General features: G+C 71.1%; 19 protein-coding genes and 1 pseudogene. 12 read left to right on the top strand and 8 right to left on the bottom strand.

Going from position 1 to position 23,025, the window contains the following annotated elements; genetic code table 11:
- The first annotated feature begins 75 nt into the window (after positions 1–75).
- Positions 76–1,836, top strand: a complete 1,761-nt coding sequence (locus OV207_RS31115; RefSeq protein WP_267558636.1) for a hypothetical protein — start codon at positions 76–78, stop codon at positions 1,834–1,836.
- A gap of 60 nt (positions 1,837–1,896) precedes the next feature.
- Here OV207_RS31115 and OV207_RS31110 read toward each other — a convergent pair whose 3' ends face one another.
- The 5 genes from OV207_RS31110 to OV207_RS31090 all read right to left on the bottom strand — a co-directional run bounded on the left by OV207_RS31110 (position 1,897) and on the right by OV207_RS31090 (position 7,963).
- Positions 1,897–3,780, bottom strand: a complete 1,884-nt coding sequence (locus tag OV207_RS31110; protein ID WP_267558634.1) for a GMC oxidoreductase — start codon at positions 3,778–3,780, stop codon at positions 1,897–1,899.
- Positions 3,773–4,276: a hypothetical protein gene (locus OV207_RS31105; RefSeq protein WP_267558633.1), complete on the bottom strand. Its 504-nt coding sequence runs from the start codon at positions 4,274–4,276 to the stop codon at positions 3,773–3,775. The genes OV207_RS31110 and OV207_RS31105 overlap by 8 nt, the downstream gene beginning before the upstream one ends.
- Positions 4,277–4,316: 40 nt before the next feature.
- Entirely contained in the window at positions 4,317–5,729 is a 1,413-nt protein-coding gene (locus tag OV207_RS31100; RefSeq protein WP_267558632.1) for a hypothetical protein, read from the bottom strand.
- A 485-nt stretch (positions 5,730–6,214) separates the two neighbouring features.
- On the bottom strand, positions 6,215–6,730 hold the full coding sequence (locus OV207_RS31095; protein ID WP_267558631.1) for a GNAT family N-acetyltransferase: 516 nt from the start codon (positions 6,728–6,730) through the stop codon (positions 6,215–6,217).
- Positions 6,731–6,739: 9 nt separating this feature from the next.
- Entirely contained in the window at positions 6,740–7,963 is a 1,224-nt protein-coding gene (locus tag OV207_RS31090; protein ID WP_267558740.1) for an alpha/beta fold hydrolase, read from the bottom strand.
- Positions 7,964–8,331: 368 nt separating this feature from the next.
- On the opposite strand from OV207_RS31090, the gene OV207_RS31085 reads away from it, so the two are divergent.
- The 5 genes from OV207_RS31085 to OV207_RS31065 all read left to right on the top strand — a co-directional run bounded on the left by OV207_RS31085 (position 8,332) and on the right by OV207_RS31065 (position 13,539).
- Positions 8,332–9,183 (top strand): hypothetical protein, encoded by an 852-nt coding sequence (locus OV207_RS31085; protein ID WP_267558630.1) that lies wholly within the window; start codon positions 8,332–8,334, stop codon positions 9,181–9,183.
- A 153-nt stretch (positions 9,184–9,336) separates the two neighbouring features.
- Positions 9,337–10,077, top strand: a complete 741-nt coding sequence (locus tag OV207_RS31080) for a dienelactone hydrolase family protein (protein ID WP_267558629.1) — start codon at positions 9,337–9,339, stop codon at positions 10,075–10,077.
- Between the two features lie 165 nt (positions 10,078–10,242).
- Positions 10,243–10,728: a DUF4345 domain-containing protein gene (locus tag OV207_RS31075; RefSeq protein ID WP_267558627.1), complete on the top strand. Its 486-nt coding sequence runs from the start codon at positions 10,243–10,245 to the stop codon at positions 10,726–10,728.
- A 34-nt stretch (positions 10,729–10,762) separates the two neighbouring features.
- Positions 10,763–11,773 carry a methyltransferase gene (locus OV207_RS31070; protein ID WP_267558626.1) on the top strand — a complete coding sequence of 337 codons (1,011 nt, stop codon included), beginning with the start codon at positions 10,763–10,765 and terminating at the stop codon, positions 11,771–11,773.
- 209 nt (positions 11,774–11,982) lie between these two features.
- Entirely contained in the window at positions 11,983–13,539 is a 1,557-nt protein-coding gene (locus OV207_RS31065; protein ID WP_267558625.1) for a hypothetical protein, read from the top strand.
- A 7-nt stretch (positions 13,540–13,546) separates the two neighbouring features.
- Here the strand turns inward: OV207_RS31065 and OV207_RS31060 are convergent, their stop codons facing one another.
- Entirely contained in the window at positions 13,547–14,971 is a 1,425-nt protein-coding gene (locus tag OV207_RS31060) for a hypothetical protein (RefSeq protein ID WP_267558624.1), read from the bottom strand.
- A gap of 70 nt (positions 14,972–15,041) precedes the next feature.
- Between OV207_RS31060 and OV207_RS31055 the strand changes: the two genes are divergently transcribed.
- From OV207_RS31055 to OV207_RS31040, 4 genes are all read left to right on the top strand, one after another.
- Positions 15,042–16,310, top strand: coding sequence for an MFS transporter (locus OV207_RS31055; protein ID WP_267558623.1), 1,269 nt, complete (start codon positions 15,042–15,044; stop codon positions 16,308–16,310).
- An 82-nt stretch (positions 16,311–16,392) separates the two neighbouring features.
- Positions 16,393–18,174: a serine/threonine-protein kinase gene (locus OV207_RS31050; protein ID WP_267558622.1), complete on the top strand. Its 1,782-nt coding sequence runs from the start codon at positions 16,393–16,395 to the stop codon at positions 18,172–18,174.
- Positions 18,175–18,221: 47 nt separating this feature from the next.
- Entirely contained in the window at positions 18,222–19,601 is a 1,380-nt protein-coding gene (locus tag OV207_RS31045; RefSeq protein WP_267558621.1) for a hypothetical protein, read from the top strand.
- A 158-nt stretch (positions 19,602–19,759) separates the two neighbouring features.
- On the top strand, positions 19,760–20,152 hold the full coding sequence (locus OV207_RS31040; RefSeq protein WP_267558620.1) for a hypothetical protein: 393 nt from the start codon (positions 19,760–19,762) through the stop codon (positions 20,150–20,152).
- Between the two features lie 24 nt (positions 20,153–20,176).
- On the opposite strand, the gene OV207_RS31035 is transcribed toward OV207_RS31040, so the two are convergent.
- The gene (locus tag OV207_RS31035; RefSeq protein ID WP_267558619.1) at positions 20,177–21,865 is read right to left on the bottom strand and encodes a tetratricopeptide repeat protein; all 1,689 of its coding nucleotides are present in this window, start codon (positions 21,863–21,865) and stop codon (positions 20,177–20,179) included.
- 228 nt (positions 21,866–22,093) lie between these two features.
- Between OV207_RS31035 and OV207_RS31030 the strand changes: the two genes are divergently transcribed.
- Together OV207_RS31030 and OV207_RS37835 are read left to right on the top strand one after the other, a co-directional pair.
- Entirely contained in the window at positions 22,094–22,654 is a 561-nt protein-coding gene (locus OV207_RS31030) for an RNA polymerase sigma factor (protein WP_267558618.1), read from the top strand.
- Positions 22,651–22,740 (top strand): annotated as a pseudogene (locus tag OV207_RS37835) (hypothetical protein); the annotation flags it as partial. The gene OV207_RS31030 and the pseudogene OV207_RS37835, both read left to right, overlap by 4 nt.
- A gap of 109 nt (positions 22,741–22,849) precedes the next feature.
- On the opposite strand, the gene OV207_RS31025 reads toward OV207_RS37835, so the two are convergent.
- Positions 22,850–23,020: a hypothetical protein gene (locus OV207_RS31025; protein ID WP_267558617.1), complete on the bottom strand. Its 171-nt coding sequence runs from the start codon at positions 23,018–23,020 to the stop codon at positions 22,850–22,852.
- Positions 23,021–23,025: the final 5 nt, after the last annotated feature.

Genomic DNA, 23,025 nt, shown 5'->3' with positions numbered 1-23,025 from the left:
GCATGGGCCCGCGGCGCATTGGACCGGTCCTTCATCGCGCTGCTAGCCAGGGACGCTCCCCACCCGCCCACCCGCGTGTCCAATCCCTCCCACCCGCCCTCCCGAGGCCTCCCCGCGTGGCTCACCGAAGCCCTGTGCCTCGCGGCGCTCGGCGTGGCGTGCCTGAAGCTCGGCCAGGGTGTCGAGGCGGTGCTCGACCTGGCGCTCTGGGACGAAGCCGACTACCTGCACCGCGCGGTGATGCTGCCGGTGAACGGGCCGCCGGATCCGGAGTGGGGGCCGCTGTATTCGCTCTGGTACTTCGCGCTGTCGTTCCTGTGGCCGGAGCCGGTGGCGCTCTACTACGCCAACGGCAGACTGCTCCTGCTGCTGACGTCCGTGGCGGGCTATGTCCTGCTGCGACAGTTGGGGGCGCGGCCGGGGTTCGCCCTGGCGGGAGCCGCCGTGCACCTGCTGTCCATGGCGCCGCACGTCCAGCCGCGCCCCACCCTCTTCGCGCTCTTCGTCATCCTGATCGCGCTGTGCATCGCGTGCCGGGCCCGCGGCCGCGAGCGCGCGGGTGCCTGCGTGGGAATGGGCTTGCTCATCGCCTCCTTCGCGCGGCCCGAGTTCTTCCTCTCCTTCCTGCTGATGTCCGCAGTGCTGGGCGTGCTGCTCGTCCTGCGCGCGCGCAGGGGCCGGGAGCACGCACGCGAGCCCCGCGCCTGGGGCACGGTGGGCGTCTATGCGGCAGGCGTCCTGGTGCTGGTGGCCCTCCTGGGCAACCCGTTCGGCAACACCAGCAACCGGCGCTTCTACGCGTTCTGCCAGCACTTCGCGGATGGCCACAGCAAGCGCACGGGCACCGTGAAGGTGGACCCCTGGGACCAATGCAAGCAGGTGCTCCAGCCGGTGTTTGGTGACGCGGACACGCTCGGCGCCGCGCTGCGCGCCAATCCCCAGTCGTTCCTCGCGCACCTGCGCTGGAACATGGAGAGACATCCCCGCGAGTCGCTCCGCGTCCTCACGTCGGGCTTCGGAGGCTGGCCCCTGCTGCCAGGAGATGGCCCCTGGACGCGCGAGCACGCGGGGCACCTGCTGCTCGTCCTCATCGCCCTGGGGCTTCCGCTGGCGGCGCTGCTCCTGCGTTGGAGGAAGCTCGCCACGCTTCCTCGACAGCCGCGCGTGGTGGAGACGCTGGTGGTGGTGGGAGTCGTGCTCCTGCCCCCGCTGCTCTCCTCGGTCCTGCTCCAGCCCCGGCATCACTACCTCGTGTTCCAGGGGGTGATGGGGGTGGCCGTCCTGACCGCGCTGGCCCGCGCGGTGGAGGGCCCCGGGTTTCGGGACGCGGCTCCGTCGCGCAGGACGGGCCCGCTGGAGCCGCTGCTGTCCGCGCTGCTGGCGACAGCCGTGGTGTTGGCGGTCCCCGACCTCGTGCACCGCCAGGGTCCAGCGTCCCCACCGAAGCGGGAACAGCTCCAGCGGGTGCGGGCGCTCCAGGCGCTCGCCAGACAAGCCCCCATCGCCCCAGGACAGGTCCTGGGCGTGCTGGACACGCAGGGGGGACTTCCGGTGTACCTGGGGGCGCCCTTCCAGCGCGTCCCTGTCTGGACGAAGCGGGCGGGTGAGTCCTTCCCGGAGTACCTGCGCCGTGAACGCATCCAGATCGTCTTCCTGGATGACCGCCTGCGCCAGGAGCCGCGCTTCGCGAACGACCCGGCGGTGGAGACGTTCCTCGCCCGGCCGGATGTGTTTGGCCATGCCACAAGGCACCTGCCGGGCACTGATACACGGCTCGCGGTGCCGGCGTCCTGGGCCGGGACCGGGGCCCGGGCGACCAGCCCGGGCGCGCGGTAGCGGCACGGACTGGAGGCTCACGGCGCCACGCGGCCATCCCGCGTGGCGCTGGACCGACACCTAGAGCGTCAGCGCCTTGCCCAGGCTCGCCGCGGTCTTGAAGGCGAGCGCCGCGAGCGTGAGGGTCGGGTTCGGCGTGGCGACCGTGGGGAAGCTCCCGCTGCCGACGATCCAGAGGTTCTCATGGTCATGCGAGCGCTGGTTGGCATCCACCACGGACTGGAGTGGGTCCGTCCCCATCCGGTGGGTGCCCATCACGTGGCCCGCGCCGAAGAAGACGAACGACTGGCCCTCGTACTCGAAGTAGCCGGGCTGGGATTGGGACTGGCTGAAGTTGGTGAACTCCGTCGCCCCCATCGCCTGGTAGATGGCGGAGCTGGCCTGCTTCGCCGCCATGAACCCATCCAGCGTGTACTTGTCGAAGCCGTAGGCGATCTTCGGACGCGGCAGGCCCAGGCCGTCCTTGAGGACGGGGTCCAGGGTGATGCGGTTCTCCGCCTGGGGGCTCTGCTCGATGAGGCACGCCATGCGGAACTGACGGGTCAGCCTGTCATTGAGCGCCATCACCAGCGCCCGGCCCCCCAGCTTCAGGCTGGGTGACGTCGGCTGCGTGCCCGGCGGGGTGACGGGGTTGAGCGCGGAGACGTTGGTGCCGTTGATGAAGTCGTTGACCGTCGTGTACGGGTCCCCGATGGGGAAGTTCCACCCCTCGTTGCCGATCTCCATGCGGAAGGCGGCGCGCTGGCTGCGGAACGGCCCGTTGCGCAGGCTCTCGATGCCCGACGTGGAGAGCGGGCCCCGGTACGGAAACACGGGCTTGCCCTCCGGCATCAGCGCCCACGACAGGTACAGCACGTGGTCCATCAGGTTGCGGCCCACCTGGTCGCTGCGATTGGCCAGGCCCTTGGGGAAGGCCGTGGACGCGGAGTTGAGGAGGATCTTCGGGTTCTCGATGGCGTGCGCCGCCAGCACGTAGGTCGTCGCGCTCACCTGGGACGTCGTCACCGGCCCCGGCTTCAGCTCCCGGTTGTAGGTGAGGTATTCCACGCTGGAGATGCGCCCCTGCGTGTCCGTCAGCAGCCGCGACACGACCGACCGGTACTGGATGTCCACGCTGCCCGTGTTGAGCGCGGCATTCAGCGTCACCGTGGCGTCGTACTTCGCCTGGATGGGGCAGATGGGGATGCAGTTGGTGTTGCCCGCGCACACGGGCCGGTTGGCGCGAGGCTGCGAGTTGCGGCCGGCCGGCGTCGGGGTGACGAAGACGGGCTGGCCGAACAGGCTCATGCCCGCCACGCCCTGGGACATGGCCTGATCCACCAGGCTCTCCGGAATGGCTTGCATGGGGTACTGGTAGCCGGCTGGATACGCGAGCCCGATCGCCTGTTCGAGCGGGGCCTGCTCCGCCACGCTGGCGGACACGCCAATCTCATCCTCCGCCCGGCCGTAGAGCGTCTCCAGCTCCGAGTACTCGATGGGCCAGTCGGTGGCGGGGCCGAAGCCCGGGGCCTTGTAGAGGGAGTGCATCACCAGGTCGTCGGGCACCAGCCGCAGGGAGGTCCCCAGCCAGTGCCAGGTCGTCCCGCCGCCAATGCGCTCGTAGGTGCTGGCGAAGGGCAGCTGCTTCGGCTGGAACGTGGGGTCCGGCGTGGGCTGGACCAGGTAGCTCCTCTGCGCGTTCTTCCAGTTGCTGAGCCCCAGGATGGTGGGCCGGGGCGTGGCCTCCTCGGCGGGGGCCAGCGTCTTCGGCGGATAGGGCGACTCCGGCGTCTTGGCCGCGGACAGGAAGAAGTTCTCCATGTACTGCTCGCGGCTGGCGGGGATGGGCGCCCCCGCCTCCAGGATGAGCACGCGTTTGCCCAGCCGGCCCATCTCCAGGGCGATGATGCCGCCCGCGATGCCCGCGCCGACAATCACCACGTCATAGGTCTTGGTCTCAGCCATGGTTCGCCTCGTCGGGAGGGAGGACGCCGGACAGCGGGGGCGGGGGGGAATTCCAGTAACCGAACTTGAGCTCGCTGTAGCCCATGGGGTGGGCCTGCATCGCGGACCAGGCCAGCCCACCGATATAGGCATTCATCGCCACGACGGTGCCGTCCGTGGCGAGGATGGAGGTGGGGGGATACCAGGAGCCGAGGTACCAGAGCTTCAGGATGCTCCGGGCCATCTGCGCGGTCGCGGTGGGCTGCGCGCTGGCGGTCTCCAGCAGCGTGTTCGCGATGGACTGCGAAGGCTGTCCCGCGAGCTTCGCGAACGCGGCGAGCAGCGCGTCCACCGTCTGCGAGCTGCTCGCGTCCGCGGCGTCCAGGTAGAGCTTCTTGAGCGGCGGATCCGTGGGGTCCAGCGACGGGGCCAGGGTGTCCGTCGTGAAGCCCGTCAACACCGAGGAGAGGGCGACGAATTGTTCCATCCGGGTGGAGGGCAGAGGGGTGTTGCTCATTCCAGGCTCCTTGCGAAGGAAGGACAGGCAGCGGGGCGGTTCACTGCGCCCGCTCCAGGAGGAAGGTGAAGTCGGAGCTCTTGCCCGTCGTCATCGCGGCGTTGTTGTGGCAGCGGATGCAGCTGGATGAGACGCCGGGCACCTTGCCCTGGATGTAGGTCTCCAGGGTGGAGTTGGCGAGGAACTGCGGCGCAGGGGAGCCATCCTCCAGCTCCGCGACGGCGCAGCTTCCGGGGTTCGTGGGCCACTGCGTGCTGATGAGCTCGTAGTTCGTCCACACCGACTTGGGATTCACTCCGCCGAGCAGCGCCTTCGCCTCCGCGTTGAGGAGGCGCGCGCTGTCCACCATCAGGGGCGGGCGCACGTCCACGCGGACAATCTGGCTGGCGAAGACCTTGCCGTTGACGACGATCTTCTTGTTGGGGTCCCACGGCCGGGGCGGCGTCTGGTTGGCGACGCAGTCCGTGCAGGCCGGGTTGAAGAAGTTGTAGCGCGCGGCGAGCTTGCCCGCCTTCACCTGCTCCTGGGTGGGCACGTTGTCGACGTGCTCGAACGTGGACCAGATCCACTGCGCCGCGCTGCTCGTCTTGTGTCCGATGTGCAGGCCCACCAGCCCCATGAGCTGCACGGTGCAGGTCTCCTGGATCTTCGGGTTCACCGACGCGGGCGTGTAGACGAGCGCCTGCGTGGAGTGGAAGCGGGCCACGTCGGCCGGATCCTCCAGCGGCTTCCACGCCGCCTTCACCATGATGGCGCCCTGCTCACCCGTCTTCGTGCTGCCGCAGGTGAAGTTGGCCGGGGCGTTGAACTGCTGCTGCCCCGCCTTGGAGTAGAGCTGCTGGCTGACGATCTGGTTGAACATCACCTGGTTCACGAGGATCTCGAAGCGGGCGTAGTTGCCCTGCTGGTCGAGGAGCGGCCCCGTGTCGAAGGGCTGGACGGATTCGTTGAGCAGCCCCGGCGTCTTGCCGACCTGCGTGAGGAACCGCCCGCCCGCCGGGAGCTTTCCCTGACAGATGGCGGGGAGCACGGGAGGCGCGCCCCAGGCCGGAGGCGTCGCGCCGCCCGTCAGGAAGATGCTGGTGGCCGGCATCCAGCCCTGCCACACGGTGGGGTTGTCACCGTTCTTGCCGGGGGGCTGGGTGGGGTCCACTCCGCCGTCGGCGCCCACCGGCCAGTTCGCGGCGATGAACGTGTTCCAGGAGTAGGTGTCGAAGTCGTGCTGGAGCTGCGCCAGCGTCGAGGCGTTCGGACCGAACGTCGCGTCCGGAGGGATGGTGGGGTCCAGGACGATCTTCACGCCCGGGGTTCCCGCGTCCGGCGCGCTCACCGCCGACGCGGGGACGTCAGGCTTCGTGGGAATGGGCTCCTTCTGCTTGCAGCCCGCCAGTCCTCCGGCGGTGACACCCAGGACGCCAAGGACAGCGCACAACGCCACGCGGCGTCGCCGCATGGTGCTCTCGTGAGGACTCATGTTTGGGGCCTTCCGAAGGCGCGTGGACTTCACCCACGCGGCGTGAAGGCCCAAAGCACTGGATGTGCCAATCGCTGACCCTCCGGGGCCACCCTCGGGGCGCGTGCCTTCCGCGCGTTCCGGGGAGGTGTGCCTGCGTTCCCGGAGGACGCATCCGCGTCGGGGGGCAACGCGCCGTGGAGGTGACGCGTCCACCCGGGAAATCTACCGCTCCGCCATCTCGTCCCACTCGCACTGCGTCATTGGGGGAGCGGTGTGCACAGAGGTGCTTCCGGGGACCGTGGAGCGCGGCCCTGGTGACCTTGGGTGGCGCAGGTGCTGGAGCGCGTGGAAGGCGCGGCGGGTCACGCCGTCATGGACCTGGGCGTGCACGCGAAGGACACTCATTCCTTCACGTCTGTGATTGATGACCGTGAAAGGTGGACGCCCCTGCAAGGCCTTGCCCGCGAGGCGACAAGGGCGCGCTATGGGGTGAGGGTCTTGTAATAGACCACGGTGGAGCGAAGAACGCCGCCCGTGTCCCTGGCGTAGCCGGGAATCTCCCCCACCCGCTGCCATTGGTGGTGCTGGTACACGGACTCCGCCTTCGAGCCCGCCTCCGAGTCCAGCACCAGCAGGGTGCAGCCCGCGCTTCGGGCGAACTGCTCCACTTCGTGCAGCAGCCGCGAGGACACGCCCTGCCCCCGGGCGCGCGGGTGCACGATGAGCTTCTGGAGGTCCGCGCGGTGCAGGCCGTTCTGGCGCAGGCTGGGGGCCAGTTGCACGGAGCCGACGATGTGCCCGTCCTGCTCCGCGACCCACAGCACCAGCCCCGGTCCCAGCGCCGCGAGCACACCCCGCCAGTACTCCTGCGCGACCTCCGGCGCGAGCGGCGCCAGGAAGCCGATGGATGCGCCTCCATTCACCGTGGTGAGGAGCAGCTCGTTGAGTTCCGCCTGCTCGGCGGGGGTCGCCTGCTCCAGTCTCCGGATGGAAAGCATCCGTGCATCCTAGCGAGCCGGCGCGGGCGGGGTAGCAGGGCCAGCAGGGCCCACCGGCGCGGGCGGGGTGGCAGGGTCAGGCGGCGTAGGCGTCGCGGCAGGTGCCGGCGGGGCAGCCGGCGCGGGCGGGACAACCCGGGGCGCGGGTGGCTTGCGAGCGGGGCCCGTCCGCGCGCCGGTGAAGCGGGTGACTTCATCCAGCAGCACGCTGCGGCCCCGCTCCGGGCGCTCCAGGTGGACGAAGTGCGTCGCGCCCGGCAGCACCACGGTCTTCACGAGGGCCGCGCGCCCCAGGTGCTCCTGGAGGCGGGTGACGTCCTCGGGCCGGCTCCAGAAGTCCTTCTCCGCGCGGAGGATGAGGACGCGGCCGGTGATGGACCCCGCATCCCAGAGCTGCCGGCCAAGGGCCAGGCGGAAGCTGTCCTCCAGCGCTCCGGAGGGTGCCCGGAACGCCGCGGGCCTCCGGGAGGGCGCCATCGGATCACTCGCGAGCGCCTCGCGCTGGAAGGACTCCGCCACCGCCGGGTCGCGCGCCTGCGCCTTGTCCTCCGGCAGGCTCCGGTCCCAGACGGCGAGCACCGACGCCCCCGTGTTCCACTGATACGCCCCCACCCTTGCGGCGTTGAAGTGTCCCGGCCGCTTCGGATCCTCGAAGTCCGTGCCCCGCCCCAGCATCGCGTGCTCCGCGCTCCCCGCGTACAGCGCGTTGAGCATGACGAGGTGGCTGACCACTTCCGGGTAGAGGCTGGCGTACATCCCCGCCCAATGCCCCCCGGTGGCCCAGCCGAGCAGCCCGACGCGGCGCTGGCCGGTGCGCGCCTGTATCCAGTTCACCACCGCGTGCACGTCCCGGACGGCCTCATGTGAGCCCACCAGGGGACGTCCCGCCGGGGGCAGGCTCATGGACTGGAACCGCGTGGAGCCGCCATAGCCCCGCACGTCCATCACGTAGACGGCGTGCCCCGCGCGCGCCAGGTCGGCCGCGAGCGAGCCCCCCTCCACCGGCAGGTCGAACGACGCCCGTCCCGGAACACGCGCGCCGTGCAACAAGATGAGGGGCGGAAGTCCCGACACCTGCATCCCCGTGTCCTTCACCTCGCGCACGGACACCTCGATGCCTGGATCCGACGGCACGAGGAACTCCCCGCGCTCCACCTCCGCTCCCGCGCGGCCCGCCAGCAACAGGCCCAGCAGCAAGAGGCCCTGGACAGCGGTCGCGGCACTCCGGTGCATCGTCACGTCGGCCTCCTCGTAGGGGACACGCGCGGAGGATCCTGCCAGAAGCCGGGCCACCCGGCGCTGTCCGCGCGCCAGGAGCCCGCTTGCTCCCCCTGTCGTCTCGCGAAGGCCACCGCCTCCTCCCGCACGGAGCATCCCCGCCGCGTCGAGCAACAGTTGCACGAGGATGCAGACCCTGCACCCTCCCCGCGCTCGGAACCGTGCAACGTTTGCACACCTGCCGGGCCGCTCCGTGGGGCCCATGGCTGGCATTCCCGTTGCTTTGTGTCCTCCCGTTCCCCGACGCGAAGGCCCGCCTGGAGCGGCGTCCGGCGCGAGCGGGAGCACCACCCCACGCGACACACCAAGGACGGAACTTGAACATGGGTCCATTCACGAAGCAGTCCGTGCAGCAGCTGTTCCTCGCGGTTCCCTTCGCCCTCCTCGCGGCAGGTTGCGGCGGTGAGCTGGACGCGCAGGGCAGCCCGGTGGAGGACACCGGCCCGGAGGCCGCCGCCGAGGCGATTGCGCAGACGGAGCAGGCCGTCACGCTGGGCGGCACCTACTGGTGGGGCACCGCGAGCAACGGCGACACCACCACCACCATCGGGACCTCCACGAACCGGACGTGCTTCATGACGTCCCTCTTCGGCAACCTGAAGCCGACGAACGCGGGGAGCTGGAGCAGCGCGGGCACGTACATGTACGCCGGCAACTGGATCGCCTTCGTCAATCACAGCAACAGCAAGGCGCTGGCCACGGGCGTCCAGTGTCTCAACACGGCCACCAACCGCACCCCGGAGATGCTCTGGCGGCAGGGCAGCGCGGCGAAGCTGCTGGGCGCGGTCACCGCGGACCGGCGCTGCTTCCTCACGCGGGTGGAGGCCTCCACCAATGCCTTCATCAACGGCGACAACGAGGTGAAGGTCTGGAACGACGGCCTCAACTGGTACCTGGGCGGCGACCTCACCGGGCCGGGTGGCGGACGGGCCCTGTGCGTGGACGTGCCCACGGGCATGGGCGGCTGGCTCTGGGGCTCGGGTGAGGGCGGCGGCTTCACGGAGAACCTGGCCTACAACGCGGGCGGCGTCGCGTGCCTGCTGTCCGGCGTGGGCGGCCGCTTCACGACCAACAGCTACACGGACGGCGTGTCCATCGACTACAACAGCGGGACCCGCTACTGGGAAATGACCGTCATGAACGGCAAGCGCGGCTACGCCAACTGCGTCAAGTAGGGCCCTGAATCCCAGACACGGATGCCGGGCCCTGGAGGGGGAGGCCCGGCATCCGCTGTCCCCGAAGTCCGGGTCGTGCTTCTCCTGGCATCCCGTTCGGTGAGACCATCGCGCGCCGGGCGAGCCGCCCGACCTGGAGGTCACCGAGTCCCCATGCAAGACGTCGACATCAAGACCGCTGACGGAGTGATGGACGCGAAGCTGTTCCAGCCGGAGGGTCCAGGCCCCTGGCCCGCGGTCATCCTGTTCATGGACGCGATGGGCGTCCGGCCCTCCCTGGAAAGCATGGCGCGGCGGCTCGCGGATGGGGGCTACGTCGTGCTGCTGCCCAACGTCTTCTACCGGACCGGACATGCCTCGAAGCTGGAGCTCAAGGGCTCGTTCGAGGACCCCGTCTTCCGCGAGCGCATCTACGGCATCATCGGGAGCCTGACGCCCGAGCGGCAGAAGGTGGATGGCGCCGCGGAGCTGGACTTCCTCGCCCGGCAACCGTCGGTGCAGCCCGGGTCCAGGGTGGGCGTGACGGGCTACTGCTTCGGCGGCGGCGTCGCGGTGCGCATGGCCGCGAACTTCCCGGACCGCGTCGGCGCGGCGGCCTCGTCCCATGGCGGGCAGCTGGCGACGGACTCGCCCGACAGCCCCCACCGGCGGTTGGGTGACGTGAAGGCGGAGCTGTACTTCGGCCACGCGGACAATGACAAATACATGCCCGCGGAAGCCATCCAGACCCTGGAGGCGGCCCTGAAGGCCTCTGGCGTCACGTACCTGTCGGAGACCTACCCTGGCGCGCAGCACGGCTACGCGGTGCCGAACTGGCCCGCGCACCACGAGCAGACCGCGGAGACGCACTGGCGCCGCCTCTTCGATTTGTTCGGTCGGACGCTACGGGCCTGAGCGGGGACACCCGGCGTCCCCGACCCGGGGGCGCGTCGCGGTTCAGTTCCCCACACGCGTCAGGAGCCCTGGCGCGGCGGCATGCGTCGCGGCGGGAAGCCGGGCATGGTGCGGCGCGAGGGCGGGAGCATTCGTGGCGACGCGACGTCGCCAGGAGGCCGCGGCATGCAGGCACCTGGAGCTCGCAGGGAAGGGCCTCGCCTCACCGGGCCCTGGCGGTGGATCGACGCGCTGGCCTTCCATGGGTACGCGTGGTTCCTCATCCTGCCGGGAGGGCTGCTGGGGCTGCTCATCCCCCGCTGGGGGCCCCTCCCCTTCGAGGTCTATGCGCGAGGCGTCTTCGACGCGGACCTGCCGGAGCAGGTGCTCGCGAGCGCGCTCAATCAGTACCGGTACATGAAGAGCATGGAGTTTGGCTTTGGTGTCTTCTCCGTGTGCTTTCGGGACTTCATCTACACCGACCGCCGGTTCAACCGCTTCTTCCTGGGCATCATCTTCCTGGGGGCCGCGGAGCGGGCGCTCTCCGTGGTGCTGGATGGGATGCCGCGCCCGTTCTACGTCGCGGCCATCTTCATCGAGCTGTCCGTGGGCCTCATCGTCTTCATCTCCACCCGACGCACGCTGCGCGCCGCGTCCCCCGCGGTGGATTGACGTCTGGAATTGACCGGGAGTACGACCTGGGGACATGAGCCCACCGCCTGTCCACCCCGCGCAGCACATCGTCGACCTTGGTTTTGGTTTCATCCTCTCCGGCGCGCTGGCCACGGCGGCGGAGCTGGGCGTGGCGGACCGCCTGACCCAGGGCCCCCGGAGCGCCGCCCAGCTGGCCGAGGAGGTGGGCGCGGACGCGTCGTCGCTGTACCGGGTGCTCCGGCTGCTCGCGAGCGTGGGCGTGTTCTCCGAGGACGCCCAGGGGAACTTCGGGCTCACCCCCGCCTCCGAGTACCTGCGCGGCGACGTCCCGGGCTCCCTGCGCAGCGCGGTGTTGATGCTCACGCAGGACATCTTCTGGGCCCCCACCGGCGCGCTCACGGAGACGGTGCGGACGGGGAAGAACGCCTTCGACCGCATCTTCGGCAAGCCCTTCTTCGACCACCTCGCGAGCAACGCGGCGGCGGGCGCCACCTTCCACCGGGGCATGTCCAGCCTGTCGGACCTGGAGAACGGCCCCATCGCGCGCAGCTATGACTTCAGCGCCTGCCGGCAGGTGGTGGACGTGGGCGGGGGCCATGGCGGCTTCCTCATTGAAGCGCTCCAGGCCTCACCGTCGCTCCGGGGCGTGCTCTTCGACCACCGCCACGTCCTGGACGAGGCGCGCATCGGCGCGGCGGGGCTCTCCGGACGCTGCGAATTGGTGGAGGGGGACTTCTTCCAGACGGTGCCGTCGGGCGCGGACACGTACGTCCTCAAGCGCATCCTCCACGACTGGAGCGATGCGGTGTGCGTGGACATCCTGCGCCACTGCCGCCGCGCGATGGCCGAGGGCGGCCGGGTGCTGGTGGTGGACACCGTCATTCCTCCCGGGAACGCGCCGCACGGAGGCAAGGTGCTGGACGTGATGATGCTGGCGTCGCTCCCGGGCCGCGAGCGCACCGAGGAGGACTTCCGCAAGCTCTTCGCCCAGGCGGGCCTGCGGCTCACGCGCGTCATCCCCACGCCGGCCGCGCTCAGCATCACGGAGGCGGTCGCCGCGTAGGAGACACCCCGACAGCGCCCTGCGCCCCGCCGCCTCCACGCGTCCCGCGCGGAGTGCTGGCCCTGCCCTCGCCGCTTCCAGCCTCCTGCTTCCCGCGCGGAGTGCTGGCCCTGGGAGCGGCTCCTGGCGCATCCTCCCGCGCGCATGACTCCGCCGACCGCGCCGCCGTCCTCCCCTGCCCCTCCCCGTCAGCTCCAGGGCGGGGCGCCGTGAGGCGGGGGCTCGCGGTGTGCGTGGCGCTCGGGTGCTGGGCGCTGTCCCTGTGGCTCGCGCTGACGTGGGTGCGGCCCGGCACCGCCTGGGGAGCGGAGTTCTCTTCCGACAGCGCCATCCCGCTGCTGATGGCCCGCGCGCCCCACGTCGACCTCTTCGCCGCCTACTACTGGGGGCAGGATCGCTTCGGCGCCTGGCCGTTCCTGCTCGCGCGGTACTTCGGCGGCAGGGACTGGTCCGCCGAGGGGCTCCAGGCGTTGCTCATCGTGGTGACGTGGACGGCGGCGTTCCCGCTGGCGAGGCTGGCGCGCACGGGCGTGGTGGCGGTGGGCCTCTGCCTGTGCGTGCCGCTCCTGGTGGGGCTGCCGCGGGAGGTGCGCGCGCACCTGCTGGACATCTCCCAGCCCTACGGCTGGCAGTTCGCGGTGATGGCGTGGTCGTGGCTGGGGATGCGCGGAGTGCTGGAGGCGCGCACGTCGCGGGGCGCGTGGGGCTGGGGCCTGGCCGCGACGGCGTTCTGCGGGCTGGCCTTCTGGATCTCCGTCTCCAGCCTGCCCTCGCTGGTGGCGCTGCTGGGCGTCGAGTGTCTTCGGGCGCGGGCGCGGGGGCTCGCGGGCTGGCGCCGGTTCGCGGGCGCGGCGGTGCCGCTGGTGGTGGCCGGCGTGTTCGAGCGGCAGCTGCGGCGGCTGTATCACCGCTTCGCGGGGCGAACCCAGGGCCACGAGTTCCGCACCACGGTGAGCGTGGACTGGGGACACCTCCTGGAGAACACCCGCCAGGTGCTGTCATTGATGGGCGCGGGGCCGGTGCCCCTGGGCGGGGCCCTGCTCGTGCTCCTGGGCGCGGGCGCGGCGTGGTGGCCGCGGCACGGGCGGCGGGGCCTGGCCGCGTGGGCGGAGCTGTCCGGGGCGGCGTGGCTGGCGCTGGGAGGAGGCCTGGCGTCGCTGGCGCAGCTTCCCCTGCTGGTCGCGGTGTCCCACGTCCGCCTCAATGCCTATTCCCCGCGCTACCTCGCCCTGGCGCACGCGCTGGCGCTGCTGGGCGTGGCGGCGCTGGTGCTGGGCTGGCTGGCGTCGCGGATTTCGGAGCGCGTGCTCCGGGCGGCCGGGGCGCTGGCAACGGTGGCGCTGGCCGGGGCCGTGCTGCGCTGGCCGGGGCCTCCGGAAGCACGGGAGGTGCACGCGCAGGCGCGGGACGCGGCTGAGGCGCTGGGGCGGGTGGCACCGGGGACGCTGCTGATGGGCGGCTACTGGGACGTCTACCGGCTGGCGGGGCTGCAACCCCTGTCAGCCCAGGCGAAGCCCCTGCCGATTCCAGAGGACTACCAACGCACGCCCTTCCACATCCGCGCGATGAAGGCCGCGCGGGAGCTGAGCTGGATCCAGCGCCTGGAGGCCGGCGCGGAGCCCGATGAAGTGCCCCTGGAGCAGGAGCTGCACGACGTGGCGTTCCGCCGGGACCCCGAGCCGTACCTCCGGTCGCCGGGCTATGCGTTCTGGCGCTACGTCCGGGAGTCACCGCCGCCCGCGGGGGAGGCGTCCCCCACGCGGTGACGGAGGGCTAGGCTCCCAGGAGGCCAAAGGGCCTCCACTCCAATATCTTCAGGTCGAAGCCGGCCTGACGCTTCCCGGCGATCCAATCCTCGAGGGCGCTCAGCGCGGCGGCCTCGTCATCGAAGTGCTGAGGCTCGCCACCGCGGGTGATCAGCGTCGTGCCCTTCACGATGGCCGACGTGTACTCCGCCTTCGGGCCGCCGTAGTTCGCGAACTCCCGTTCGAGCGGCCCGCGGCCGGGAACCAGGGCGGTGACGCGCAGGAAGTCGCCTGCATAGCGGGCCTCCAGCCGCCGCAGCTCGCGCACGGCGGCGTCGGGCGTCTCGAAGGCGAGGCGGAACGTCCGCTTCGACCCGTTGTTGTAGCCCGCGTGGAGCTGGACGACGGCGCCGAAGCGCTCCATCTCCAGGAAGAGGTCGCCCCGCCTGCGCCAGAAGGTGACGCGCTCCGAGGCCCGCTGCTTCACGTCGAGGGCCAACGTCGCCCCCTCCTCCAGGAACCGCTGCCCGTCGAAGAGCTGGACCGGGAAGCCGCCTGGACGCAGCAGCCACACCTCGCCCGTCTTTCGCTGTGCGTAGACGACGTCCTTCGCCCGCGCGCTCACCGGTGCCCGGGCCGCGATCCCCTCGATGTCGAGTCCCTCCAGTTCCTCGGCGGTGGGCTCGTCCGGCTCGCGGACCTGTCGGGGCTGGGGCGTGGCCGTGAAGACGGGTTCCCCCTGCTGGATGCGCTCGAAGAGCTCGTCGTGGTGGAGCGCCCCCAGGTCCAGGTTCCAGAGCTCGGGCACGAGGAAGGTGGAGGCGAGGGATGCGGCCTCCTCACCGGAGCGGCCGTTCTCGAAGTGATGTTCGGCGTGGACCTCGCCGTAGCAGGTGACGTCGTGGTCGTACTCGTCGAGGAAGCGCGTGGAGAGGTCCCCCGCCACGACGAGGCTGTCGTCGTTGTAGATGCCCTGGATGGCGTCCCGGACCACGAGGTCGCCGAGGACCAGGAAGTTCCCCGACGTCTTGAGCCCCCACGCCGTGCAGCGGCCCACGACGACGATGGTCGAATCCGGCCCGCAGTCCTCCAGCACGCCCTCCACCTCCAGGTCCCCCAGCACGACGAGGGGACAGGTGACGCTCAACGCGCCGGGCGCCCGGGCGTTGCCCGTCACGACGCGGGCTTCGGAGACGGGCCCGTCGAGCAGCGCGTCCACGGGCGGCAGGACTTCGCGCATCACCACGGCCGCGAAGCCGATGGGCGACAGCGGCCCTGGGCACAGCGCCTGGGCGAGCCCCTCGGGCGACAGCGGCGCGTCCTTGGGGAACGCCTCGGCGAGGGACTCCACCGAGGGCTTGCCGTGATGGGAGAGCGCTTCGAGGACGGCACCTTCGAGGCGGGCGCGCGTGGCTTCCGCGCGCGGCAGGAACTCATGGGGAGCAAGAAGCATTCGCCACGCATCCTACCCGCGCGAAACACATTCGGTGGGCTACGTTCGTCCCATGGCGATGCGCCAACGCTTGCGTTCCATCTTCGGCGGCTCGGTCGGAAACCTCATCGAGTGGTACGACTTCTACGTCTACTCGGCCTTCTCGCTCTACTTCGCGCAGGCGTTCTTCCCGGACGCCGACCCGGTCGTGCGGCAGCTCAACACCGCGGGTGTGTTCGCGCTCGGGTTCCTCATCCGCCCCATCGGGGGCTGGCTGATGGGGCTCTACGCGGATCAGCACGGACGGCGGGCGGCGCTGACGGTGTCGGTGTCGCTGATGTGCCTGGGGTCCTTCGTCATCGCGGTGTGTCCCACGTACGCGAGCATCGGCGTGGCGGCGCCCGTCGTGCTGATGCTGGCGAGGCTGCTCCAGGGCCTGTCGCTGGGCGGGGAGTACGGCACCAGCGCCACCTACCTGAGCGAGGTGGCGACGTCCCGGCACCGGGGCTTCTACAGCTCCTTCCAGTACGTCACGCTCATCCTGGGGCAGCTGCTGGCGACCCTGACGCTGCTGGTGTTGCAGCGGCTGGTGCTGACGGGCCCGCAGCTGGAGGCCTGGGGCTGGCGCATCCCGTTCCTGGTGGGCGGAGCGCTGGCCATCCTGGGCTTCTACATGCGGCGCGACATGGTGGAGACGGAGGCCTTCACCGCGCAGGCGGCGAAGGGGACGGAGCACCGCCCCATGCGGGAGCTGCTGCGCCACCCGAAGGAGCTGGCCATCGTGGTGGGGCTCACGATGGGCGGGACGCTGGCCTTCTACACATACACCGTCTACATGCAGAAGTTCCTGGTGAACTCGGTGGGGCTGACGCGGGACGAAGCGACGCTCATCTCCGCCGGTTCGCTGTTCCTCTACATGCTGTTGCAGCCGGCGTTCGGGTTCATCTCCGACAAGGTGGGGCGCAGGCCCGTGCTGCTGTGGTTCGGCGTGCTGGGGACGCTGTGCACGGTGCCGCTCCTGACCGCGCTGACGCAGACCCGGGATGCCTTCACCGCCTTCCTGCTGGTGCTGGCGGCGCTGGTCATCCTCTCCGGCTACACGTCCATCAACGCCGTGGTGAAGGCGGAGCTGTTTCCCGCGCGCATCCGGGCCCTGGGCGTGGGCCTGCCCTATGCCGTGACGGTGTCGCTCTTCGGCGGCACGGCCGAGTACGTGGGCACGCGACTGAAGCTGGCCGGCCATGAGCCCTGGTTCTTCTGGTACGTGACGGGCGCCATCCTCTGCTCGCTGCTCGTGTACGCCCTCATGCCGGACACCCAGCGGCACAGCCGCATCGAACCGGCCATGGACGAGGCGTGAGGACGGCCGGGGCTTGCGAATCCCTCGACTACAGGGAGGGTGGTTCCCTCCGGACTTACGGTTTTACTAAGCTCCTCCACCCGTGACCTCCTACACGATGTTGCACCTGGCCCTGACGGGCGCCTTCGTGGTGCTCGCGCTGGTGCATTTCGCGACCTGGGCCGCGGTGAGGAGCCAGCGCGTGCAGCTGTGGCTGGCGTCCAGCTTCCTGGGCTTCGCGGCCATCAGCTTCTCCGTGGGCGTCGCCAGCAGCGAGGCGAGCGCGATGGTGCGCGACACGCGCCCGTGGCTGCTGCTGGGCGTGCTCACGTCCATCCCCCTGCCCTACACGCTCCTGCGGGTCCTGTGGTCGCTGCTGGATCTGCCGCTCACGCGCTGGCGGCGCGTGATGCTGGGGGTGACGGTCGCGCTCGGCGCGGTGCGGGTGGCCGACGTCGCCCTGTCCCTGCGCGTGCCCGACGCGACCGCGCTGACCTCCGAACAGCTCTCACGGGCGACCGCGGGCCTGGGCCTGCCGCTGTTCTGGGTGCTCGCGGTCGTCGTGGGCGGGACGTGGGCGGTGGAGGCCACCCGGCTGCTCAAGCGCCGGGGCGCCATGGCGGTGGCGGTGCTCGTCGCGTCGCTGTGCGCCCTGGGGCTGCTGGGGCGCGAGCTCGCCGTGGACCTGGGGTGGAGTGACGGCCTGCACCTGTTCGCGCTCATCGGCCTGCCCTTCCTGCTGCTGTCCTCCACCGCGCTCGCCATCCTCACGGCGCGCTCCCTGCGGGGCGCGGACCTGGGCACGGGCATCCACCGCTATCGCCGGCTCGCGCGGCTGGGGCGCGGGGGCATGGGCGAGGTGTGGCTGGCGGTGCGGACCGGCCGCGCGGGCTTCCACCGGCTGGTGGTCCTCAAGCGGATGCTGGACGGCGCCGCGGAGGAGGCAGAGGTCCGCATGCACCGCTTCATCGGCGAGGCGCGCACCGCCGCGCGCCTCCACCATCCGAACATCGTCTCCGTGCATGACCTGGGGCAACTGGACGGCGCGTGGTTCATCGTCATGGAGTACCTGAGCGGCGTGAACGTGTTCGAGTTCATCAAGCGCGCCCGCAAGGGCGGCCCGCTGCCGCTGGAGGTCATCGTGGCGGTCTGCCAGCAGGCGCTGCGCGGGCTCGCCTACGCCCACGAGCGGGGCGTCACGCACCGGGACATCAGCCCGGACAACCTGGTCGTCTCCTTCGACGGCGTGGTGAAGGTCGTCGACTTCGGCATCGCGCAGGGCGCGGACGCCCTCCCGGAGGCCTTCACCCAGACGACCCCGCTGCCCGCCGGCAGCCGCCTCACGCAGGAGGGCGGCATCATCGGGAAGCTGCCGTACATGCCCCCCGAGCGCATCGAGGGCGCGGAGGCGACCCCGTCCGGTGACCTCTTCGCGCTCGGCTGCATCCTCTACGAGCTGCTCGCGCGCACGGTGCTCCACGCCGCCCCCACCTCCAGCCAGCTCCCGGCCCTGGAGCGCCCCGAGTCCCCCATCGCGTCGCGCGTGCTGCGCGGCGTGCTCGAAACCGCGCTCCAGCCCCGGCCGGAGCTGCGCTTCGCGGACGCGAAGGCCTTCCTCCTCGCCCTCGAACCCGCGCGCCAGGTGCTCCCCGCCGTCGACCTGGCGGACTGGCTGCGCGAGAACTTCGCGGAGCGCTGGGCGCGCGAACAGGCCCTGGTCGAACTCAGTGACCCCTCCCCCACGGAGGTCGAGGCCCTGCTCAAGCGCGAGCCGCGTCCCAGGTCCACCGCGCGCCCCGCGTCCCCGGAGCTCGCCGCGCCCACGGAAGTGCTCGCGCCACCGCCGGAGGTCTCGGAGACCGTGCCCATGAAGCGGCCCTCCTGAAGGGGAAGGCGCGCCTGAAGCCAGACGTGCTAGATGCGCCGGCACTCATGCCGCATCCCTTGCTGACACTCCCGCTGCTGCTCTGTCTGGGACAGGCTCCGGAGCCCACCCCGGCTGAGACGCCCGTCCAGGCACGTCTGTCCTTCCTCGCGGCGGACGAGGACGTGGACACCGGAAGCTCCCTCACCACCTTCCACGCGGCGCTGGACGTGCGCACGCCCGAGCTGGCCTCCGGCCTGCGCGCAGAAGCGGCGCTGTCCCTGTTCCTCTCCACGGGGAGCAACGGCCAGGCCGTCACCTTCCGGGACAACGGCAGCGCCTTCCGTCTGCGCTACCGGCCCTCCACCTGGGACGCCTCCGAAGGGCTGGCGCTCAGCGTCTTCCCCCTGAGCGCCACGCGCCTGTACATGGGCTTCTCCTATCCCGTGACCTGGGAGCGGCAGTCGTTCCCCCGCCGCACGGGGAGCGAGCCCGCGCTGGAGCTGAGCCTTTCGCGGCGGCAATGGAGCGTCTTCGCGGCCGCGAAGTCCGCCTCCGTCCTCCACGACCTGGAGCTGAACGACGAGCGGCGCTACGCCCTGCTCGCGGGCGGCTCCCTGGAAGTGACGCCCGGGCTGGGGCTGGCATTGAAGGCCACCCACCTGGACCGGGGCGTGGTGCCGAACCTCGCGAACCAGGGCATCGGAGAGTCCGTCCCGGTGTACGGGGCCTCCCTGGGGGCGTCGTGGCGCCGCGGGGCGCCCGTCGGGAACAACGTGGACCTGTCGCTCTACGCGGGCGACCCGACCTTCTTCGAGCGGTTCTTCCAGCCTGACACCTACCCGGGGGACTTCGCCGCGTCGGTGTCGCTGGAGGGCAGCCTCGTGTCGCAGCGCCTCCAGGACGCGGATGACTTCACCCGGCTGCGCTCGGAGCTGGGCCAGGCGGCGGCCCTGGACGCGCGGCTGAAGCAGGGCTTCTTCCGGCTCCACGCGCTGGCCTGGCTGCGCACGGCGACCTTCCTCCAGGTGGACGCGCCCGGGTTTCCGCCCTACGTGGCCTTCAGCCGGGACGCGGCTGCGCGCGCGGAGGTGTCCGGCACGCTGAGCGGCGACTACCACTTCCAGGCCCTGGGACTGACGCCGGGGCTGCTCGCGCGCGTCACCCTGCCGGCGGACTTCGTGGGCGTGGCCGGCCGGATCGTGGTGCTTCACGCGCCCAGCCAGATCTCCATCCTCCCGGAGGGCGAGGAGCGGCGCCCGGTGCTGACGCTGAAGGCCACCGCCCGCTGGGACCTGGGCGCCATCGCGGGCGTCCTGGCGGAGGTGTCGTACGTGAGGGATCCCAACCGGACCACCTTCGAGGACGACGACACCGGCGTGGCCCAGCCCGTCTTCGTGCCGCCGGGAGCGCTGGGCTTCAACCTGCTGCTCCAGGCGCGCTTCTGATTCACCCCAGCGTCGCCCGTGAGACAGGAGGTGCGGCCAGGCAGGCCGGGCCTTCACCCGGTGCCGGAGGCAGGCAGGTGAGCCGTGATAGCCTTGACCTCCCGGCAACCGCCGTACACCGCCGTGCGGCCTGGCCGGGGACCGAGAGGAACACCGCCATGACATCCCGCCGGAACCTGCCCTGGGGCCTCGCCCTCCTCCTCACGCTCACGACGGCCACCGCGTTCGCGGAGCCGCCCGCCGTGATGGCGGCCCCGGTGTGCGCCAGCGTCGACACCTCCGAAGCCCAGGTCAGTCAGGAGCCATCCACCGAAGCGGAGCTCGCGGGGCTGGTCTGCATGAGCGTGCGGTGTTCCTCCGTCCAGGAGTGCTGGGACGCGTGTCCCACCGCGTCCTCCGTGGCGTGCACCCGCAATGCTTGCAGCTACACCCATTCTGGCGGTGGCGGTGGCGGCGGGCCGTGGTGCCCGGCCTCGCGCTGCGGCGCGGACTCGGACTGCCACTGCAAGGGCTCGCCGGGCATCTGCGTCAACCGCGTCTGCGTCTTCTGAGCTTCCCGCCCGCGCCCGCTTCCGTCACAGCGCCGTGCGGCTGAGACGCAGGTCGGCGCGGGCCCACGCCTTCTCGAACCGTTGACGCGTGGCGGAGGCCTCGCGCTCGCGGCCCTGTCCCTCCAGCGCCCGGGCGAGGCCGTACAGCGCCCACCCGTTGTCGGGGTTGCGGCGCAGGTCCTCGCGGTAGACCGCCTCCGCCTCCTCCCACTGTTTCGCGTCCAGGAGCGCCGCGCCCTGGAAGTGGCGCACGGGGTAGAACCAATCCGCGGGCTCGGAGTAGGCCAGCCGATCCGCGGCCTGGACCGCCGCCTCCCAGCGCGTCAGCGCGTCCGCGCAGCCCTGGCGCTCCGCGATGGAGGCACCCAGCACTTGGGCGGCCACGTCCAGCACGTCCTTCGCGGAGTTGTTGCTGGCGGTGAGGTCGGCGGGCACGGAGGCGCGCAGCTTCAGCAGCTCCGCGTGGTCCGCGCGGGCCTCCTCGAATCTGCCATGCGCCGCGAGCGCCATCCCGTGCGCGTGCAGCCACAGCCCCGTGAGCACCGGGTACTTCGCCTCCGGCCGGGGCTCCTCGAGCAGCGCGTCGTAGCGCCCGAAGCGGACCATGGCGAGCAGGGGCTCCGCGACGAAGAAGTCCATGCCGGGCATCTGCTCCAGCATCTCCGGGCCCAGCACGCGCGCGGATTCACGCGCCGCCCGCAGTGACTCCTCGGCGCGCCCCTCCATGGAGGCGGAGAAGGAGAGGAAGCCCCAGTTGTGGGCCAGGTACATGGGGTAGTAGCCCAGGGGCTCCACCCGACGCAGGTAGGCCTCGTCCACCTGGACGGCGCGGCGGTTGCTCTCCGACGCCTCCGCGTACATCCCCACGCGCTGGTAGATGTGCGCCGGCATGTGCGCGACGTGCCCCGCCCCTGGCATCAGCCCCGGCAGCCGGCGGGCCGACGGCAGCGCCCGCGCTGGCTGGTTGGAGGCCTCCACCGCGTGGATGTAGTAGTGATTGGCGCCTGGATGTCGCGGCGCCCGCGCGAGCACCCACTCCAGCCGGGAGACGATCTCCTCCGTCCCCGGCGCCGGCTCGCCGTCGAGCGTCCACAGCTTCCAGGGGTTCAGGTTCATCAACGACTCAGCGAAGAGCACCTGGACGTCCATGTCCCCCGGGAAGCGCCGGGCCACGTCGCGCATGGCATTGGCATAGGCTTCGTTGAAAGGCTTCATCGCGGGAGGCGGCCGGGGCTCCGGTCCCCCGTAGCGATGGGACAGCGCGTCGATGAGGGCCCGCTCCACCGGGGTGGCGCCGGGAGCGAGCGCCTGCGCGCGCCGCACGCCCTCCCACGCGACCGCGGCCCGGTCCGGCAGCATGGGCACGTTGTAGTTGGGCCCCAGCACCAGGGCCACGCCCCAGAAACACATCGCACAGGAAGGGTCCAACTGCGTGGCCCGGGCGAACGAGCGGGCGGCCTCGTCGTGGTTGAAGCCATAGGCCAGACGCAGCCCCTGGTTGAAGAACGCCTGGGCCTCCGGGGTGGCCGTCACCTTGTATTCATGCGTGCCCAGGTCGTCAAAGAGGACGGCGCCCTTCGCGAGCGAGCCCAGGCTCAAGCCCGGCGTCGACATGGCGTGCGGCGCCTGCGAGGGGGCAGCCTGGGCCACGACATGAGGACCGGGCGCGAGCAACAGGGGCAGCAGGAGGGCGGCAGTCAGGGGGGCGCGCATGGGGAGGGACCTCGGGCGTTCGGCCTGAAGATGGGCACGAATCCACCCAGGACCACGCCCGCCGCCCGCACCTCCCTGGGACCTCCAACGACAATCAGCGTCTGTCTTCGCGCACAAAGACTGGCGCGCGCCCACACCTCCTTCTCCCAACCTGCCCTGCGGGGCAGGGCGGACAAGTTAAAGAAATCAGACCTGGGACGTTTTCTTTTCAACCGAGGAGAGGACCCCATGGTTCAAGAAGCCTTTGATTGTTCCGAACGGGAGTACGCCGCCTTCGCCACCCGGCACCAACCCATCCTGCTGGCGGTCGCCCGGAACATCTGTGGCCGGGGCGCCAGCGACAGCGATGACCTGGTGCAGGACGTGCTGCTCCGGGCCCTGCTGAAGTGGGACAAGCTCCAGGACTGGGCGGAGCCGGCGAGGCGCGCCTGGCTGGTGCGGGTCCTCCACAACCGCTTCCTGGACCGCTGCCGCCGTCGCGGGACGGAGACCGCGCAGGCCGTGAACCTGGGCAACGTGCACAAGCTCTTCGAGGACCCCGAAGCGCCGGACCCGGAGCTATGGGAGTGCGTCACGGAGGCGGAGCTGCGGGACGCCGTCTGCTCGCTCACCCCCAACCTGCGCCGCACCTTCGAGCTGCACGCCCAGGGACTGCGGCACGCGGAGATTGGCCAGCGGCTGGGCGCTCCGGTGGGGACGGTGGGGACCTGGCTGTTCCATGCGCGCCACCGCCTGCGGGCGAAGCTGCGCGGCCTGGCCGAGGACCGTCGTGAGAGGGGGCGCGGATGATCGCCGAGTGCGTGAGCCTCACCGCCTTCGTGGACGGCCACCTGGCCCCCGAAGCGCACGAAGGCTTCCTCTCGCACCTGACCGGGTGCGAGGCCTGCGGGCTCCGCTTCCATGAGCTGCTGCAGCTCGACGTGCTGGGGCGGCTGGCGATGGACGGCGCGCAGGGCCCCCGGGGGCTGGCGGCGCTGGGGGCGCTCACCCCACCGCCGCACCGCCTGAAGGCAGGCCCGCGACGCCGAGCGCCGGAGCACCGGGGGACGCGGTCTCCGGCAGTGGGAGCCCCTTCCAGCGCGTCAGGGCCACGGTCGCCAGGCCCAGCACGACGACCGCGACGCTGGAGCCCTCCAGACCGTAGCGGCCGCCCATGAACA

The sequence above is a fragment of the Corallococcus sp. BB11-1 genome (assembly GCF_026626625.1).
GTDB classification, from domain to species: Bacteria; Myxococcota; Myxococcia; order Myxococcales; family Myxococcaceae; genus Corallococcus; species Corallococcus soli.
This window is presented reverse-complemented; position numbering and strand designations above follow the sequence as displayed.